Source organism: Nonomuraea typhae (assembly GCF_009760925.1).
GTDB lineage: Bacteria > Actinomycetota > Actinomycetes > Streptosporangiales > Streptosporangiaceae > Nonomuraea > Nonomuraea typhae.
Map to the genome: position 1 here is coordinate 16,076 of NZ_VRLV01000008.1, position 17,811 is coordinate 33,886.

12 protein-coding genes are annotated in these 17,811 nt (G+C 72.3%); 3 read left to right on the plus strand and 9 right to left on the minus strand.

Annotated elements, in window-relative coordinates; all coding sequences use genetic code 11:
- Positions 1-22: 22 nt before the first annotated feature.
- Entirely contained in the window at positions 23-3,133 is a 3,111-nt protein-coding gene (locus FVE25_RS28790; protein ID WP_157250236.1) for an AfsR/SARP family transcriptional regulator, read from the minus strand.
- Positions 3,134-3,196: 63 nt separating this feature from the next.
- Between FVE25_RS28790 and FVE25_RS28795 the strand changes: the two genes are divergently transcribed.
- Positions 3,197-3,973 carry a hypothetical protein gene (locus FVE25_RS28795; RefSeq protein ID WP_157250237.1) on the plus strand — a complete coding sequence of 259 codons (777 nt, stop codon included), beginning with the start codon at positions 3,197-3,199 and terminating at the stop codon, positions 3,971-3,973.
- Between the two features lie 211 nt (positions 3,974-4,184).
- Positions 4,185-7,694, plus strand: coding sequence for a S8 family serine peptidase (locus tag FVE25_RS28800; RefSeq protein ID WP_157250238.1), 3,510 nt, complete (start codon positions 4,185-4,187; stop codon positions 7,692-7,694).
- Positions 7,695-7,904: 210 nt separating this feature from the next.
- Here FVE25_RS28800 and FVE25_RS28805 read toward each other — a convergent pair whose 3' ends face one another.
- The 3 genes from FVE25_RS28805 to FVE25_RS28815 all read right to left on the minus strand — a co-directional run bounded on the left by FVE25_RS28805 (position 7,905) and on the right by FVE25_RS28815 (position 10,757).
- Positions 7,905-8,867 (minus strand): helix-turn-helix domain-containing protein, encoded by a 963-nt coding sequence (locus FVE25_RS28805; RefSeq protein WP_157250239.1) that lies wholly within the window; start codon positions 8,865-8,867, stop codon positions 7,905-7,907.
- Between the two features lie 92 nt (positions 8,868-8,959).
- Positions 8,960-9,976: an alcohol dehydrogenase gene (locus tag FVE25_RS28810; protein WP_157250240.1), complete on the minus strand. Its 1,017-nt coding sequence runs from the start codon at positions 9,974-9,976 to the stop codon at positions 8,960-8,962.
- A 28-nt stretch (positions 9,977-10,004) separates the two neighbouring features.
- Positions 10,005-10,757 (minus strand): SDR family NAD(P)-dependent oxidoreductase, encoded by a 753-nt coding sequence (locus tag FVE25_RS28815; RefSeq protein WP_157250241.1) that lies wholly within the window; start codon positions 10,755-10,757, stop codon positions 10,005-10,007.
- A gap of 96 nt (positions 10,758-10,853) precedes the next feature.
- On the opposite strand from FVE25_RS28815, the gene FVE25_RS28820 reads away from it, so the two are divergent.
- Positions 10,854-11,573: a TetR/AcrR family transcriptional regulator gene (locus FVE25_RS28820; protein WP_157250242.1), complete on the plus strand. Its 720-nt coding sequence runs from the start codon at positions 10,854-10,856 to the stop codon at positions 11,571-11,573.
- Positions 11,574-11,901: 328 nt separating this feature from the next.
- On the opposite strand, the gene FVE25_RS28825 is transcribed toward FVE25_RS28820, so the two are convergent.
- The 5 genes from FVE25_RS28825 to FVE25_RS28840 all read right to left on the minus strand — a co-directional run bounded on the left by FVE25_RS28825 (position 11,902) and on the right by FVE25_RS28840 (position 17,803).
- On the minus strand, positions 11,902-12,591 hold the full coding sequence (locus FVE25_RS28825) for a class II aldolase/adducin family protein (RefSeq protein WP_157250243.1): 690 nt from the start codon (positions 12,589-12,591) through the stop codon (positions 11,902-11,904).
- A complete protein-coding gene (locus FVE25_RS28830; RefSeq protein WP_157250244.1) occupies positions 12,588-13,340 on the minus strand; it encodes an SDR family NAD(P)-dependent oxidoreductase in 753 nt (250 codons plus the stop codon). Before FVE25_RS28830 ends, FVE25_RS28825 begins: the two co-directional genes overlap by 4 nt.
- Complete coding sequence (locus FVE25_RS53975; RefSeq protein WP_181019744.1) at positions 13,337-13,618, minus strand: hypothetical protein; 282 nt, start codon at positions 13,616-13,618, stop codon at positions 13,337-13,339. The genes FVE25_RS28830 and FVE25_RS53975 overlap by 4 nt, the downstream gene beginning before the upstream one ends.
- Before the next feature lie 85 nt (positions 13,619-13,703).
- Positions 13,704-15,698, minus strand: coding sequence for a hydantoinase B/oxoprolinase family protein (locus tag FVE25_RS28835; protein WP_181019745.1), 1,995 nt, complete (start codon positions 15,696-15,698; stop codon positions 13,704-13,706).
- Positions 15,698-17,803, minus strand: a complete 2,106-nt coding sequence (locus FVE25_RS28840) for a hydantoinase/oxoprolinase family protein (RefSeq protein WP_157250245.1) — start codon at positions 17,801-17,803, stop codon at positions 15,698-15,700. The genes FVE25_RS28835 and FVE25_RS28840 overlap by 1 nt, the downstream gene beginning before the upstream one ends.
- Between the last annotated feature and the right edge of the window lie 8 nt (positions 17,804-17,811).

Sequence of the window (17,811 nt, forward strand, 5' to 3'; positions counted from 1 at the left end):
ACAAAGTTGGCGCCGGGTCGGGTCAGCCGCCCACTGCCGACGGCAGCGCGTCCGAGGGCATCGGCGCCGGTTCCACGCCCAGGTCCGCCATGGCCTCGACGTAGATCCGGTAACGCCTGCGCGCTTCTCCGTGGCGGCGGGCTCTGATCAGGGTCAGCGTCAGGTCGAGGTGGGCGGCTTCGTCGTAGGCGTCTCGTTCGAGCAGGCGCAGCAGGTAGCGGATCGCCGTGTCGTGCTCGCCCGCCCGCCGTGCCCGGGAGGCGATCTTCCGCAGCACCGCCTGGTGGACGGCTCGCGCCTCCTCACGCAGGGGCTCCAGCCAGCCGTGGTAGGGAGAGTCCTCGCACACGTCACCGGTGTAGCGGGCCTCGGCGGCCACGAGCAGATCGTCGTCCTCCGCGCGCAGCGCCTCGGCGGCGGCCGCGAGGAACTCCTCGACGTCCACGCGGAGCCCGTCGAGCTGGATGGCGTACTTGTCGGCTCTGACGAAGGCCCCGGGGCCGAACGTGCGCTGCGGGTCGAGGATGGACCGCACGGTCGAGAGCGCGACGGACAGCCGGTTGGCGCATCCGACCGGGTCCTCGCCAGGCCAGAGGACCTCGACGGCCGCCTCCCTCGCGACGGGCCGGCCGCGCTGACAGACCAGCCACGCCAGCAGGTCCCGGGCCTTGCGCGACTGCCATTCCGCGGCAGGCACGGCTCGTCCGTTGCGGCTCAGCCGTACCTCGCCCAGCACGCAGAAGCGCACCGCGCCGTGATCCAGGAGCGTGACCGCCCGCAGCAGCCCAGCGCCGGAGTGCTGCGGGCCGCGGACGCCCGCCCGCCGCAGCTCGCGCTCGGCCTCGCGGACCCCGGCACGTTCCAGGCAGGCCCGGGCGTAGGCGTTGCGGGCCGCGCCCAGGCGGCTGCCGATCTCGGTCCAGATCTCGCCCGCCGCCAGGAGCAGGTCCCGGCGGGCCTGCGGGGTGTCGGCGGCGACGATGGCCGCCAGTTCCAGCGCCTCCGCCGCGGCGGCCCGGTCCCGCCGGCTCGCGGCGGCCGTGCGCGCCGATTCAGCGCAGGATCGGGCCTTGGCCCGGTCGCCGGCCTCCGCCCACGCCCACCCGGCCGCCAGCAGCGCGCCGACCTCGCCGGACCCGCCGCCGGTGGCGACCGCGCGGTCTGCCAGGTCAACGGCTCGCTCCGGGTCGTCCACGGCGTGGATGCGGGCCAGGCCGGCCAGAACCGCCTGGATCAGGTGCACGTCGTTGAGCTGTTCGGCGTGGTTCAGCGCGTCCTCGTAGCTGGTCCTGGCCCGCATCAGGTCGCCGCGCTCCAGGTACACCCGGCCGAGGCCGGCCAGCGGGTGCCCCTGCTTGTCGCTGCCGACCTGGCTGAGGAGGTCGCGCGCCTGCCGGAAGTCGGTCAGGGCCTCGTCGAGCCGGCCGAACCCGAGGAGCGCTTCCGCCCGGTTGTGCAGGGCGACCGCGGCGTTGACCGGCGCGCCGACCAGTTCGGCCCGCCGTACGGCCTGCTCCAGGTCGGCCAGGGCCTCGGCGTAGCGGGCCTCCTCGGTGCGGTGCGAGGCGCGGTTGGACAGCGCCCGCACGGCCACCAGCAGGTCGCCCGCGTTCTCCGCCGCGGCGATCGCCAGCCCGCTGTGCCGCTCGCTGCCGGCCCGGTCGCCCTCGTCGTGGGCGACCATGGCCAGCGCGGTGTGCGCGCAGGCGGCCACGCGCTCGTCCCCGCAGCCGGAGGCGATCTCGAGCGCGCGCCGGGCCAGCCGGGCGGCGTTCCCGAGGTCGCCGAACATCCAGCGGGCGCCGGCGGTCCAGGCCAGCAGCATGCCTTCGTCGGAGGTCGCGCGATCGCCGACGACGCCGCGCTCGAACGCGGCCAGCGCCGCCCGGTAGTCGCCGCGGTGGTAGTGGATCATCCCCGTCCGCCACGCCACGGCGGGCTCGGCCGCGTCGGCATGCCGTAAACACTCCAGCGCGCCCGCCCAGTCGCCCTGCACCTGCCGGGCCTGGCCTTCCGCGAGGTCGATCGCGGCCGTCCGCGATCCAGCCGGTACGGCGTGGCACGCCCGCACCAGCTCGGCCGGATGCCCGTCGGCCAGCATCTTGTCGCTCCAGCGTTCGATCATCGTGACCAGGTGCGCGGGTTCGGCGCAGACGGCCAGGGCCTCCCGGACGAAGCCGCGTTCCTCGAACCAGCGGGCGGCCTTCGCCGCCTGGGGCCGCCCCGCGTCCCCGGCGAACTCACGGACGAGGGTCGTCGCCACGTAACCGCCGCCGCCCGGCGTGATCAGGATGTGCTGCGCGGCCAGCGCGCTGATCTCCTCGCGCGAGATCTCGAGGCCGATGGCCGCGCACAGGTCCGGGGTGAACCACGGCAGGGACGCGGTCGCCCACAGGAACGCGTGGGTTCGCGCGTCACAGTGGTCGAGCACCTCTTCGACGAGGTAGTCGAAGAGCGGATCCGCGACGGAGGCGAGCCGGCTCAGCCGGTCGGCGGCGGGCAGCCCGCTGAGCCAGCCGAGCGCGAGCCGTACGGCGACCGGCCAGCCCGTGGTGAGCCGCTGGACCTCCTCCGCCAGCCCGCCGGTCTCCTCCCCCAGCACGGTCCGGGCCAGGGAGCGCGTCTCCTCCGGGGTGAAGGCCAGGTGTTCCGCGGTGACGTGGAAGACGTGGCCGAGCCCGCGCAGCCGTTGCACCGGAAAGGGCGCGGCCGACCGCGAGATCAGGACCACGTGCAGGTTGTCGCCCCCGTGCAGGCAGAGCGCCTCGAGCAGGCGGGCCCCGAAGGTCAGCGGGGCGATGCGCTGCGCCTCGTCGACGACCAGCACCAGCGAGGGCGGCAGCGCGGCGGCGATCTCGGCGGCCAGCGCGGCCGTACGGGCGGGGTCGTCCGCGGACGGCCCGGCCGACTGCGGCCGTCCCACCAGCGCGGCCAATGCCTCGACCAGGGCCTCGTTGTCCACAGGAGCCAGCCAGCTCATCCGCACGTCCGGCCGGGCGCGCGCCCACAGGCGGATGGCCGAGGTCTTCCCGCCGCCCGGTCCGGCGGTCACGACCGTGAGCCGGTGCCGCGTGATCTGGTCCAGGTAGCCGATGAGCCGAGGTCGTGGCAGCACATGATCGATTGCCGGCACACGCGAAGTATGCGCTGAGCTCACCTTTAAGGCAACTGAAAGATCCATTCCTACCGTGTCCGCATGAGATTCAGCCCAGCACTGGCGGCGATCGCCGTCACCCTGCTTCTCGCTCCCTCCCCGGCCATCGCCGGCACCGAGGAGAGCGACACCGAGATCCTCCTGGCCCAGCTCGACTACACGACGGGCCTGTCGGTGACCTTCACCGACAGCCGACCGTCCGACGACGTCGGGATGGTCCAGACCGGGATGATCGGCCGCGCCCCGCTCATCGTGCGCGACAACGGCGACAGCCTCCTGCAGACGTTCCTGGAGATCACCCCGCCCGACGTGGCGGTCCCCCGGCGGCTCGTCGAGGATCACGGCGCCGACCTCCCGCCCGAGCTGGCGCGGCGCCGGATCACCGGCGATCCGGTCACGGCGGGCGGCCTCACCGCCCCGGCCAGCGCGGTCAACTCCGGCACGGCGGCCTGCAACGTCTCGTGGTACTCCTGGACCCTCTGGGACGACGCCGGGGTGCCCGGCCTGGCGCCGACGTCGTACACCACCTTCGACTTCGGCGGCTTCAAGGAGCGCTACGCCGACAGCCACGTCATCAACTGCACCCCGCAGGGCTCGCCGAGCACCCTCTGGGCCCGGCACCGGATCTACTACAGGAACGCCTTGGGCAACTACGTGAAGCACTTCGATTCCCTCGTGCCGCCGTGGCACCACCAGGAGGCGACGAAGGGCTCGATCAAGCGCCATCGCAAGGTTTCCTACGACGACGGCTGGAACTCCAGCCCGAACTGCGGCGGCGGGACCTGCGTCTACTCGCGCGAGGGTCGCTTCAGAAGCTGACGTTGTCACACAGAGGGTCGCTTCAGAGGCTGACGTTGTCACACAGAGGGTCGCTGCAGAAGCTGACGTTGTCACACAGAGGGTCGCTTCAGAGGCTGACGTTGTCACATAAGCGACATGTCAGACAAACGGCAGGTCTGCCCGCTGGCGGGTCTGCCCGGTCATCACCCACTCTCGTGATCACCGCACGTTGATTCGAGAGGTTTACCCCATGCACTGGTCCGCACATGTGGCGGCGGCAGGAGTGTCTGCCGCCGCCATGCTGAGTCCTTCATCACCCGCGGCGGCCCAGCCTGTCCCTTCTGCCGGCGTCCACCAGGTCACCTTGATCACCGGTGACGTGGTCACCGTCCGGGACGCGGGCGAGGGCAGGCGGGCGGTCGAGGTGAAGCCGGGGCCCGGCCGCGACCGGATGGGGTTCCAGACCACGGAGGAGAACGGCGAGCTGCGCGTCCTGCCGGTCGACATGGTTCCCTACCTGGCGGCCAAGAGGCTGGACCCGGGCCTGTTCTCCGTGACGGACCTGATCGAGCAGGGCTATGACGACGCCACGACGGACAAACTGCCCCTGCTGTTCGTCTACGACGCGAAAACCGCCGCCGCGACCCCGCTGGAGAGCGTCAACGGCCGGGCCGTCGCGGCCGACAAGCGCACGATCGGCGAGCTGTGGAAGTCGCTGGACGAGCCGCGGGCGAGCCTGGCGCAGGGAGTGGCCAAGATCTGGCTCGACGCCAAGGTCAAGGTCTCGCTCGACCGCAGCGTGCCCCAGGTCGGTGCGCCCGAGGCGTGGCAGGCGGGCTACGACGGCAAGGGCGTCAAGGTGGCCGTCCTCGACACCGGCGTCGACACCACCCACCCGGACCTCGCGGGCCGGGTCAAGCAGGCCAAGACGTTCACCGGCGGCGAGGACGCCAAGGACGGCAACGGGCACGGCACCCACGTGGCCGCCACCATCGCCGGCGGGACCGGCAAGAAGGGCGTCGCCCCGGGCGCGGAACTGATCGTCGGCAAGGTGCTCGACGACGACGGGGCCGGCACCCTGTCCGGCGTCATCGAGGGCATGGAATGGGCCGCCGCCGAGGGCGCGTCGGTGATCAACATGAGCCTCGGCGGCGCTCCCACCGACGGCACCGACCCGCTCAGCATGGCCGTCGACAACCTCACCGCGAGCACCGGCGCGCTCTTCGTGGTCGCCGCGGGCAACGACGGCGCCTCCTACTCCGTGGGCACCCCGGGAGCGGCCGGCGCCGCGCTGACGGTCGGCGCCGTGGACGCCCAGGACGCCATCGCCGAATTCTCCAGCAGGGGCCCGCGCCTGGACGACGCGCCCAAGCCGGACCTCACGGCGCCCGGCGTGGACATCGTGGCGGCCAGGGCGGCGGGAACCGGCATGGGCCGGCCGGTGGACGAGCGCTACACGGCCGCGTCGGGCACCTCGATGGCCACTCCCCACGTGGCGGGGGCGGCGGCCATCCTCAAGCAGCGCCACCCGGACTGGAAGGCGGCCCAGATCAAGGACGCCCTGGTGGGCGCGGCCAGGACGGTACCCGGCCAGACGGTGGACGACGGCGGCGCGGGACGCCTCGACGTGGCCCGCGCCCTGCGGCAGGAGGTGACGGCCACCGCTGTGGTCAACCTCGGCAAGCACGAGAAGAAGCCCGAGGGACAGCCCAAGGCCGAGGGCACGATCACCTACACCAACGGTACGGCGGCGCCGGTCGTCCTGGAGCTGGCCGGCACCCTCCAGGGCACCGAACTCGGCGCTCCCACCGTCACCGTCCCCGCGGGCGGCACCGCCGAGGTCAAGGTCGGCGTGGACCTGACCAAGCTGGCCTACGGCCGGCACGGCGGATTCGTGACGGCCACGGCCGGCGACGTGCGCGTGCACACCACGCTGGCGCTCACCTGGACCGGCCCCCGCCACACGGTCCGCTTCACCGCCGTGGACGCGGCGGGCCGGCCGCTCGCCACCGACACCCTGTCGATGTTCGGCGCCACGCGCCAGGACGACGTCTTCGACCACGTGCGCCCGGACGGCACGACCGTGGAGGTCACCGAGGGCACCTACATGACCCAGGCGCTCGCGCTGGGGACCGCGTGGGACCGCATGCACCCGCGTGACGGCATGGTCGTCATCCCCGAGCTGAAGGTCGATCGGGACATGGACGTGGTGCTCGACTTCCGCAAGACCACGCCCGTGACCGTCAAGGTGCGCGAACCGGTCGAGCAGGTGGGCATCTTCACCTACTTCACCTACCGCGCCTACGGCGAGCGCAAGATCTCCCAGGGCGTCACGAACTTCGACACGATCGAAGGTCTCAACGTCTCGCCGACGAAGCCGGTCGGCGAGGGCACGTTCGAGTTCGCCTCCCGCTGGCAGCTCTCCGCGCCGAAGATCACGGCGCGGGTGGCCGGCACCACCTACCCGATGGGTTTCCTGGGGATCTCCGGTCCCCTGGAGGGCCGCCATCTGTGGCGGCTCACCGAGGGTACGGCGGGCGCGCGGGGCAGGGTCGCGGTGTTCGGCGACGGCTCCGTGAACTGGGACGAGGCCGCCAGGTCCGCGGTGAAGGCGGGAGCGGTGGCCGCGATCATCGTGATGACGCCGGACGACGCCCTCGACAACGGCTGGAATCCGGTCAACGGGACGCTGCCCATCCCGGTCATGATGATCTCCTACGACCACGGGCAGAAGCTGCTCGCGCAGGTCAGGAAGGGCCGGGCGCCACTGGACGTCACGGGCGCGATGGCGCCGCCGTACCTCTATGAGGTCATGCAGGTCTCCCCCGGGCACGTCCCGGACAAGATCCTGCACGAGGTGAGCTACCGCAACACCGCCCGCGTGGACACGAAATATCAGGACCTGGGGGGCTTCCCCTGGGCCAAGGAGCAGCGGTTCGGCTGGCGGCCCTGGCAGGTCTACGGCCTGGGCTGGCAGATGGAGACGCAGCGGATCGTCAAGACGCCGTCCCAGCGGGCCGAGTACGTCAGCGCCGACGGGTCCTTCTGGCAGCACCTGGTCAACCATCGTTTCGTCTACGGCGACTTCCAGCAGCTGCAGACCGGCCTCACCGAGCCGCCCCGCACCTACCGGCCCGGTGAGCGGCTCACCGAGAGCTGGCACGACGCCGTCATCCGCCCGGCCATCCCCGCCTGGCTGAAGCCCTCCACCCGCGAGGGCGACACCCTGCAGATCCACATCCCCGAGTTCACCGACGCCTCCGGTCACGTCTCCCGCGCGGGCGACGACAACGACACCGTCTCGGCCAGGTTCTTCAGGGACGGCCGGCTCGTCGAGGAGCGCGCGGCCGCCTGGGGCGCCTTCCCCGCCGTGCCGCAGGAGGCCGAGTACCGGCTGGAGCTGTCTGCCAAGCGAACCTCGGAGGAGTGGAACCGGTCGGTCGCGACCGAGACCGCCTGGACGTTCCGCTCCAGGCCGGGTCAGCAGGTCCTGCCGCTGCTGCAGGTCGACTACGACGTACGGCCCGGCCTGCTCGGCTTCGCCGTACGTCATCAGCGCGGCCTGACCGGGCTGAACGCCAGGGACCTGCGGCTGGAGGTGTCCTACGACGACGGCGCGACCTGGCGCAGGCACCCGGTGCTGCCGCTCGGCCACGGCCGCTACGGCGCGGCGGCGCCGCGGCCGCATGCCTCGATCCGGGTCACGGCCACCGACTCCGGCGGCAACCAGATCAGGCAGACGGTGATCAGGGCGTACTGACCGCTACACCTAGTTCACGCCGACCGGCACGCCTGGTTCACCTTGACCGGCACACCCGGCTCACGCCGACCGGCACACCTGATTCACGCCGACCGGCACACCCGGCTCACGCCGACCGGCACACCTGATTCACATCGACCGGCACACCTGATTCACATCGACCGGCACACCTGGTTCACGTTGACCGGCACAGCTCTTTCTCATCGACCGCTACAGCCAGTTCTCGCGGGCGGCGTGCCAGGCCAGTTGCATTCTGGTCTGGGCGCCGGCCCGCTCCATCAGGTCGGTGATCCGGCGCTGGACGGTCCGCTGCGAGACCTTGAGCTGCGTGGCGATCGACTTGTCCGGCACCCCCGCCAGCAGCAGCGACAGGAGGTAACGATGGTCGGCGTCGAGCGGGCTGCCCGGCGTGGCGCGCCCGACGGGGGTGGCGCGCTCCCACAGGCTCTCGAACAACGCCTTGAGCGCCTCCAGCAGGCTGCTCGGCCGGACCAGCGCGGCGGTGAGCTGGGTCAGCCCGCCGGTGTGCTGGACCAGCGGCAGCACGCCCAGTTCGCCGTCGGCGATGATCATCCGCACCGGGATGGCGGGCAGGGAACGCGCCTCCTCGCCGAGCTCGATCCCCTCGGCGAGGTTGACCAGCATGCCGGGCTCCTCGAGCAGGGCGCGTTCGTACAGCACCCGGAAGCCGACCCCGCGGCGCAGCGCGGCGAGTTCCTCGAGGTTCTCCTGTGAGGTCATCACCACATGCCCGGCGCGACACAGGCTCACGACCTCCTTCCTGGCGTTGTCCTGCATCAGGCGCAGCTGTTCGCGCAACGCCGCCCTGCTGGTGAGCACCTCGATGAGCTGGGCGGCCTCGCGGCGCCGCGCGTGGGCGAGGTACTCCCCCGTGAGCTGCTCCACGGCCTGCCTGGCCCGATCGACCTCCTCCTGCCGCCGGTGCAGGCGGGCGGCGAGCGCCACGTCGGGCGCGACCGCAGTGAACCTGTCGGGCTCACCCGGCACGACGCGCGCCAGGCCCTTGGCCAGCAGGGAGCCGAGCACCAGCTGAGCCGCCTCCTCCGTGACGCCGGCCTCTTCCGCCAGCTCGGCGGGGGCCGCCCCGGAGGTCCTGACCAGGAGCCGGTAGGCGGTCTCCTCGTCGGCGCTCAGCCCGGCCGCGCTCAGCACGTCATCGGGGAGTCAGCAGGTGCTTTGCGATCTTTTAGGCGTAGTGCGCGAATCATCCGGCCATTGTAGGGACGCGCACCCGCCGAACGAGGTCAGACCGTCAGCACGTTGCGGAAGCGGGCCCTGCCCATCGACTGGAACGCCTCCTCGGCCGACTCCAGCGGGAAGGTCTGGACCAGCGGCCGGACACCGGTGAGGGCGGCGAAGTTCATCGCGTCCTCGCTGTCCTGGGCGTGGCCGCTGTACCAGCCGGCGACCTCGCGCCGGCCGAAGACCAGCAGGTCGCCGCTGACCGGGATCGGCTGGTGGTCGTGGTCGGCGGCGATGACCAGCAGGCGCCCGTTGGGACGCAGCCCCTGGACGATGTCGGCCTGCGCGGCGGCCACGCCGACCGTGCCGAGGACGACCTGGGCCCCGCCGAGCTTGGCCAGGGCCTCGCCCGCGCTGCCGGCCTCACTGTCGACGTAGTCGTCGGCGCCCAGGTCGAGGGCCAGGCTCTCCTTGTCGCGGCCCCGGTTGACGGCGACGACGCGGAAGCCCATCTTGTCGGCGTACTGCACGGCCAGGTGGCCCAGGCCGCCGAGGCCGTGCACGGCGACGGTGTCACCGGGGCGGGCGCCGCTGTTGCGCAGCGCGTTGTAGGTGGTGACGCCCGCGCACATCAGCGGCGCGGCCTCCTCCAAGCTGAGCTGCTCGGGGACGCGGGCGAGCGCGGCCTGCGGCGCGAGCAGGTACTCGGCGTAGCCGCCGTCGTAGCTGACGCCCACGATCGCGCGCTGCTCGCAGTTGACGAAGTCACCGCGGCGGCAGAACTCGCAGGTGAAGCAGTGGCCGCCGTGCCAGCCGGCGCCCACGCGCTGGCCGGGCTGCCAGACGGTGACACCCGCGCCGACGGCGTCCACGACACCGGCGACCTCGTGGCCGGGAACGCGCGGCAGTCGTACGCCGAGCAGGCCGAAACGGGCGATGGCGTCGCCGCCGCACACGCCGCAGGCGTGCACCCGGACCCGGACCTGGCCGGGACCCGGCTCGGGCACGGCGACGCGGGTGACGGAGAAGGGCGCGCCCGGCTCGGTGATCTGGACCGCGCGCATGGTGGTGGTGCTCATGGTGGGTGTTTCCTTCCGGATGGTGTGATCAGTTGCTGGAGGCGCCGTTCATGAGGATGCGCTGGCCGGTGACGAAGAAGGACTCCTCCCCGGCCAGGAACGCGGCCACGTCGGCCACGTCGGCGGGCGTGGCCAGCCGTCCGAGCGGGACGCTGTCGCGCAGCGCCTTCTTGTACGGCTCGGCGTCGTCGACCCCGGTGAAGATGCCGGCCCCGTCGACGGGCCCGGGCTGCAGCGAGTTGACGGTGATCCGGCGCGGGCCGAGCTCCAGCGCCAGCACCTCGGTCAGGTAGTTGGGCGCCGACTTGCTGGTGCCGTAGAGCCCGAGCCCGGGCTGCGGCCGGGCCGTGGAACTGGAGGAGATGTTGATGATCCGCCCGCCGTCGGCCACGTGCCGCGCGGCGGCCTGCATGACCAGGAACGGCCCCTTGGTGTTGACCCGCAGCAGCAGGTCGAGGTCTTCCTCGGTGACGTCGGTGACCGGGATGTTGACCTTCTCGATGCCGGCGTTGGCCACCACGATGTCGATGCGGCCGAACGCCTCCAGCGCGCGCTCGAACAACTCGGCGACGCCCGCGCTGGTGGAGACGTCGGCCCTGACCGCGATCGCCTTGACGCCCGTGGCCAGGATCGCCTCGTGCGAGCGCCGGGCGGCCTCCTCGTCGCCGAGGTAGTTGACGACCACGTTCGCACCCCGCTCGGCCAGGCGCTGGGCGATCGCGCGCCCGACGCCCTTGGACGAGCCGGTGACGACGGCCGTCTTCCCCGAGAGCTCCGTCATGATGTGCCGCCTTTCTCGCGAGCTGATAACAGCGATACTAGATTACTGTTAACAGCGATGCAACCGACGATAGCAGAAACTTGTTATCATCGATCCATGGCGAAGCGCGAAGACATGCGAGAGCGGATCATCGCCGCCGCGGCGGACCTGCTCGCGACCCAGGGACAGGAGTCGGTGACGACCCGCTCGGTCAGTGCCGCGGCGGGGGTCCAGCCACCGGCCATCTACCGGCTGTTCGGCGACATGCAGGGCCTGCTGGACGCGGTGGCCGCCGACGGCTTCACCCGCTACCTGGCCGAGAAGAAGGACCAGCCGCCCTCCGGCGACCCGATCGACGACCTGCGCGCCGGCTGGGACCTCCACGTGGAGTTCGGGCTGCGGCACCCCGCGCACTACCGGCTGATGTACCAACAGCACGCCGCCGACGACCCCGCCCGGCAGGCCCAGGAGATCCTGCGCGAGATGCTGAACCGCGCCGCGGCGGCGGGCCTGCTGCGCGTGCCGGTGGAGCGGGCCGCGCAGATGATCCACGCGGCCAGCATGGGCGTGACCCTCAGCCTGATCTCGGTACCGCCCGAGGAGCGGCAGCTCGCGGTGTCGGCCGCGCTGCGCGAGTCCGTCCTGGCCGCGATCGCGGTGCGCGGGCCCGCCGTACCAGCGGATGATCCGGTGCGCGGGCCCGCCGTACACGAGGACACCGCGGTACGGCACGCGGTCGCGCTGCGGACCCTTGTGGAGGAGGTGGAGAGCGGCTTCAGCCCGGGCGAGCGGTTGCTGCTGGCCGAGCTGCTCGACCGGATCGCCGGCCGCGCCTGACCCGGCCGCCGGGCGGGCGGTCCTGGTCAGGCGGAGTGAGCCGGCGGAAGGCCAAACCGCGAACCGGCGCAGGGCCAGGCCGGGAGCGGCGGAGGGTCGAGCGGGGGGGAACCGGCGGAAGGCCAAACCGGGAACCGGCCCAGGGCCAGGCCGGAACCGGCCCAACATCAAGCCCGGAACCGGCACAGCATCAAGCCGACACCCAGCACAGGATCGGGACGGGAACCGGCACAGCATCAAGCCGACACCCAGCACAGGATCGGGACGGGAACCGGCCCAGCATCAAGCCGACACCCGGCACAGGATCGGGACGGGAACCGGCACGGGGTCAGGCCGGGAGTCGGCGGACCAGGTACTCCCACACCTGCTCGACGGCGTCCGGGTGGAAGATGTGCGCGCGCTTGGCCAGCGACTCGGCCGGGTCCGACCAGGTCGGCCAGGTGCCGAAGCCCCGGGTGAGCCACTGCTGGTACGCGGCGCGCTCCAGGACGATCGCCGCCACCGTGGCGGCCCTCAGGGTGGGGCCGACGGTGACGATGCCGTGGTTGACCAGGAAGGCCGCCGACGCCTGTCCCAGTGTGCCGGCCACCGCCCGCCCCAGCTCGGGCGTGAGGATGAGGTCGGCGGTGTCGGTGAAGCGCGGTACCCCGGGCGGCACGAAGTAGTTGGCGGCGTGGCTGACGGGCAGCAGGTCCTGGCCCGCGGCGGCCAGGGCCACGGCGTAGGGCGAGTGGGTGTGGACGACTCCGCCGACGTCGGGGCGGGCCGCCATGATCTCGGTGTGGATCGGGTACTCGCTGTGCCGCGGCCCCTCCCCCTCCAGCACCTCGCCGGACGGGCTGACGAGCTGGACGCGCTCGGGCGTGACCTCCTCCATGCCCCAGCCGGCGGCCTTGATCCACACGCCCCGTCCCCCGGGGTCGCGGGCGGAGGAATGGCCCCAGATCAGGTCGCCCTGGTCGGCGGTGCCGAGGACGCGGCAGGACAACGCGACGAGCTCGCGGAGCTGGCTGCTCATCGGTGCACCAGCCCCCCGTTCACGCTGATCGTCTGCCCGGTCAGGTACGCGGAGTCGTCGCCGAGCAGGAAGGCCAGCGCGCCGGTCATGTCGTCGGGGCCGGCGGGCCGGTGCAGCGCCTGCGCCGCGATCATCGTCTCGCGTTGCGCGGGCGTGACCGTCTCGCGCGCCACCTCGGTGTAGACGGGCCCCGGCGACAGCGTGTTGACGCGGATGCCGAACTCCCCCAGCTCGCGCGCCATCGAGAACGTCATGCCGTGCACCCCGCCCTTGCCGGCGACATAGTGCAGATAGCCGGTACGGCCCAGCTGCACGGCGTCGGAGCCGATGTTCACCACGCTCGCCCCGGCCGAGGCGCGCAGCAGTGGCAGCAGCACGGAGACCAGCAGCCAGGGGCCGCGCAGGTTGACCGCCAGCGTCCGGTCCCATTCCTCGTCGGTGATCTCCCAGAAGGGTTGCATCCGGATGGTGCTGAAGATCGCGGCGTTGTTGACCAGGCCGTCGACCCGGCCGTGGGCGTCGGCCAGGTGCGCGGCCAGGGCCTGGCAGCTCGCCCGGTCGGCGACGTCGAGCTCGTGAGCCGTGGCCTTGCCGGGGCCGCCCAGCGCGGCGGCGGTGGCCTCGGCGCCTTCGCGGTTGCGGTCGGCCAGCACCACCGTGCTGCCCTCCTCGACCAGGCGGCGGGCGTAGGCGGCGCCGATGCCCTGGGCCGCGCCGGTGACGACGATGATCTTCTCCGCGAGGCTCATGCCAGGCTCCACGTGCGGTAGGAGGGCTCGTCGGCAGGGACGATCTCGGTGGACAGCAGGGTGAGGCACCCGGGGCAGAACGCCTGGCGCAGCACGATGGGCCGGTCCACGAAGGCGGACGGGTCGGCGTGCACGCCGGGCCCGGCTTCGACCGACGGGCGCTCGCGCCGCAGGGCATGGGTCATCGGCGCGGTCACGTGGTCGCCGACCCGGGCGCCGCAGTGCCTGCACACCACCGCGCCACCGTCGTCGGCACGCAGGTTGACATCGAGATTCATGCGCTCGTTCCTTCCGTGGCACGCCGGTCGACAGCGAGGTTCACGCGCTCGGCTCTTTCCGCGGCACGCCGGCCTACATCCCGGTTCACGCGCTCGTCCCCTCCGTGCCGGCGGGCGGGGTCAGTCCGGCCCGCTCGTAGCGAAGCCGCCGGCGCAGCGCCTCGGTGGCCGCGGGGTCGGCCGTGCGCTCCGGGGTGAGGGCCACGCCGTACACCTCGCGAGCCGCGCGCGGCGACACCTTGCCGCCGCGCACGTCGGCGGCGACCCGATCCGGTTCGCGGTGCAGCGGGTCCCCGATGCCGCCGCCGCCCTGCCAGTGGGTGAAGTACACGTCCCCGGCGTCCAGATCGGTCTCGAGGTGCGGCGGCAGGGTGTCGGGCGTGCCGCCGAGCTCCGGCAGGGACTGCGGGATGCGGCCACCGGCCAGCTGCTCGCGCACGCTGGAGCCGCGGATCAGCACGTCCCACTGGGTAGCGGCCGGGTAGCCGCCCGACAGGCCGGGCGCCTGCGGCACGGACTTGCCGTTGGCCGAGACCACCAGGTGCACGCCTCCGGCCGGGGAGTCGTACGGGATGAAGCAGCTGGAGGCGCCCACGCCGCCGCGCCAGCGCCCTGGGCCGCCCGAGTCGGCCTCCTCGCGCCGCCACAGGTACAGCATGGGGAAGCTGAACTCGTTGATCTCGACGTCGGCGATGCGGCCCATCGGGATGCAGTTCTCGCCCCCGGTGTCGACGCCGTCGCCGTCCGTCCTGGCGCCAAGCCCGCCCGCCATGGAGTCGCAGAGCATGGTGGCGAAGCCGTTGCCGCGCTGGTCGACGCCGGCCAGCAGGGCCAGGTCGAAGGTGCCTGAGCACACGCTCATCGCCGACCGGCTCAGCTCGGGATGGGTGCCCAGCATGGCGGCGACCGTCTCAGAGACGGCGTTCTGGGTGGCCCACGCGGAGTTCACCGAACCCTTGCCGATGCCCGCGGGGAAGGTGCAGTTGTTGATGGTGCCCGGTTCGCTGACGATGTCCACGCAGCGCAGGATGCCGCCCGGCGACCAGGACATGTCCGGGCAGAGCATGGTCAGCATGATCGGCAGGATGCCGCCGCGCAGCCCGGCCAGGGTGCAGTTGATGATGCCCTCGACCTGGGGATCGGTGCCGGTGAAGTCGAACAGCAGCCGGTCGTCGCGCTTGGTCATGGCCACGACGATCTTGTGGATGCCGCGGTCGCCGGCGCGGGCGCCGTCCTGGTGCGCGACCGCGGACCAGGTGCCGTCCGGCAGGTCGCGCAGCTTGGCGCGCAGCCGGGTCTCGGCGTCGTTCATCATCTTCTTCATCACGGCCTTGACCGTGCCGGGCCCGTAGGTGTCGATGAGCGCCGTGAGCCGGTCGTGGGCGACGTTGTTGGCGCCGATCTTGGCCCGCAGGTCCAGGCCGACCAGCTTGGGCACGCGCGAGCGGCGCAGGTACATGTCCTCGATGTCGGAGCGCAGCCGCCGCCCCTCGACGATCTTCACCGGCGGGATCGGCAGCGACTCCCAGAACACGTCGTGCCCTTCGACCGACCAGCTGCCCGGCGACACCCCGCCGAGGTCGACCTGGTGGGCGACGACGCTGGTCCAGCAGAACAGCTCGCCCTCGTGGAACAGCGGCGCCAGCACGGTGACGTCGTTCTGGTGCAGGCCGCCGCCGATCCACGGGTCGTTGAGCAGGAACTGGTCACCGGGACCGATGCCGGGGTTGGCCGACCGGTTGCGCAAGGTCCAGCGCACCGCCATGTCCAGGGCGGAGCCGAGCTGCATGTTGTAGAGGCCGACCTGCACGGTGTCACCGGTCTCGTCCATGATCCCGGTGCCGAAGTCGTTGCAGTCGGTGACCACGACGGAGCCGGACATGCGCTTGACCGCCTCGCCCATGTCGTCGGTGATGGCGACCAGCCGATGCCTGATCACTTCGTAGGTCAGCGCGTCGACCCGCTCCGCCGCGTCGGCGCCGACGGTGTGCAGGGTGAGCTCGCCGAAGGTGTCGGCGTCGTCGAGCGGCCGGCCGGTCTGCGCGAACCGCTCGGATCCGGAGACGGGGATGACGGGCATCAGTGGTCCTCCTTGAAGCGGATGACGAGGTTGCCGAGCCGGTCGACGGTGGCGTGCGTGCCGGGAGGCAGGGCGACCGTGGTGGTGGGCGCCTCCACGACGGCCGGCCCGCTGATGCGGTGGCCGGTGCCCAGGCTGCCGTAGTCGTAGATCGTCGCCGGCCGGCGACCGGCGCGGACGTCCAGGAACACCTCGCGGACGCCGCTGGGTTCCGGCTGCCGCCCGGCCGGTTCCGGGTGGTCGGGCAGGGTCGGCGCGATGGGCAGCGTGCCGACGGCCCGCACCCGGTACGTGATCAGCTGCAGGCCGGCGTCGGGGAATCCGGTGCCCTCGCCGTACAGCGACTCGTAGCGGGCCTCGAAGTCGGCGCCGACCTGCTCGACCTGCGCGGCGGTGAGCGTCCCGCCCGGAACGGGGGTGGACACCTCGGCCAGTTGCATCGTGTAGCGGATGTCGGCCTCCCGCTCGTAGGCGACGGCGGAGAAGGCCAGCCCCTGCTCCGACAGGCGTTGCTCCAGCTCGGCCTCGAGCCCGCCGTACACCGCGTTGACCGTCGCCGTCTCGACGGGAAGCTGCGCGGGCTGGGAGCGCTCGGCAGTGAGCACGATGTCGGAGGCGGCCAGGCCGAAGGCGGAGAACACCGCGGCCGTCGAGCCGAGCGGCACCACGACCTCCTTGACGCCGAGGTCCCTGGAGTAGCTCGCGCAGTGCATCGGGCCGGCGCCGCCGAAGGCGTACAGGGTGAACTCCCGCGGGTCCTGCCCGGAGTTGACGACCACCTTGCGGACCAGGTCGGCGGTCTGGGCGTTCTGGATCGCGTAGATCGCGGCCGCGGCCTCCTCGACCGACATCCGCAACGGGGTGGCCACGGCCTTGTCGATGGCCTCGCGGGCCAGCTCCACGTCGAGCTTCTTGCGCCCGCCCAGGAAGTTGTCCGGGTTGATGATGCCCAGCACCAGGTCGGCGTCGGTGACCGTGGGCTCCCAGCCGCCCTCGTCGTAGCAGGCGGGGCCGGGCCGCGCCCCCGCGCTGCGCGGGCCGACGCGGAGGTTGCCGCCGGGGTCCACCCAGGCGATGGCGCCGCCTCCCGCGCCGATCGTGTGCACGTCCACCATGGGCGTGCTGACCGTGTACTGGTTGAGCACGGTGCTCGTGGTGGTCACCGGCCTGCCGTCCACGACGAGCCCGACCAGGAACGTGGTGCCGCCCATGTCGGTGGAGATGACCTTGCGGGTGCCCAGCGCCGCCGCCATCCGGGTGCAGCCGACCACGCCGCCGGTGAGCACCGAGCCGATGGTGGTGATGCCGTGCGCGGGGGCGTCCTTCGCCGTCACGCAGCCGCCGGAACCCTGCATGACCAGCAGCGCCCCGGTCAGGCCGCGGCGGCGCAGCTCGGCTTCGAGGGGCTCGAGGTAGGTGCCCAGTTTCGGGCCGACCTGGGTGTTCATGATGGTGGTGACGCTGCGGGAGTACTCCCGGATGCGGGGGCTGACGTCGCTGGACAGCGCGACGTAGAGACCGGGCGCCTCCTCGTGGATCAGCTCGCGCACCCGCTGCTCGTGCGCGGGGTTGCGGAACGACCACAGGAACGACACCGCGATCGCCTCCACGCCGTCGGCCACCAGCTCGCGCACCGCCTCGCGGACGCCGCCCTCGTCCAGCGGCACGACGACGGCGCCCTTGTAGTCGACGCGGCCGTCGATCTCCTTGATCCGGTGGCGGCCCACGAGCGCCTGCGGCTTGCCGGTGCGCGCCATGTGCTGGATCTCGTCCGGTCCCAGGCCCGCGTAGCGGCCTTCGAGGTTCATGATGCTGATGGAGTCGGCGTGCCCGCGCGTGGTGAGGAAGCCGACGTCGGCGACGTCACCGGTGACCAGGGCGTTCAGGGTCGAGGTGGTGCCGTGCACGATGTACTCGGTGCCGGCCAGCAGTTCGGCGGTGCCGATGCCGAGCTCGGCGGCCAGCTCGTCGACGGCGTTGAGGAAGCCCTCGGCGAAGTCCGGCGGGGTGGACGGGGTCTTGGCCGCGGCGAGCCGGTTGTGCTGGTCGGCGGCGAACGCGTCGGTGAACGTGCCGCCGGTGTCGATGCCTATGACGTACGGCATGGGTGCTC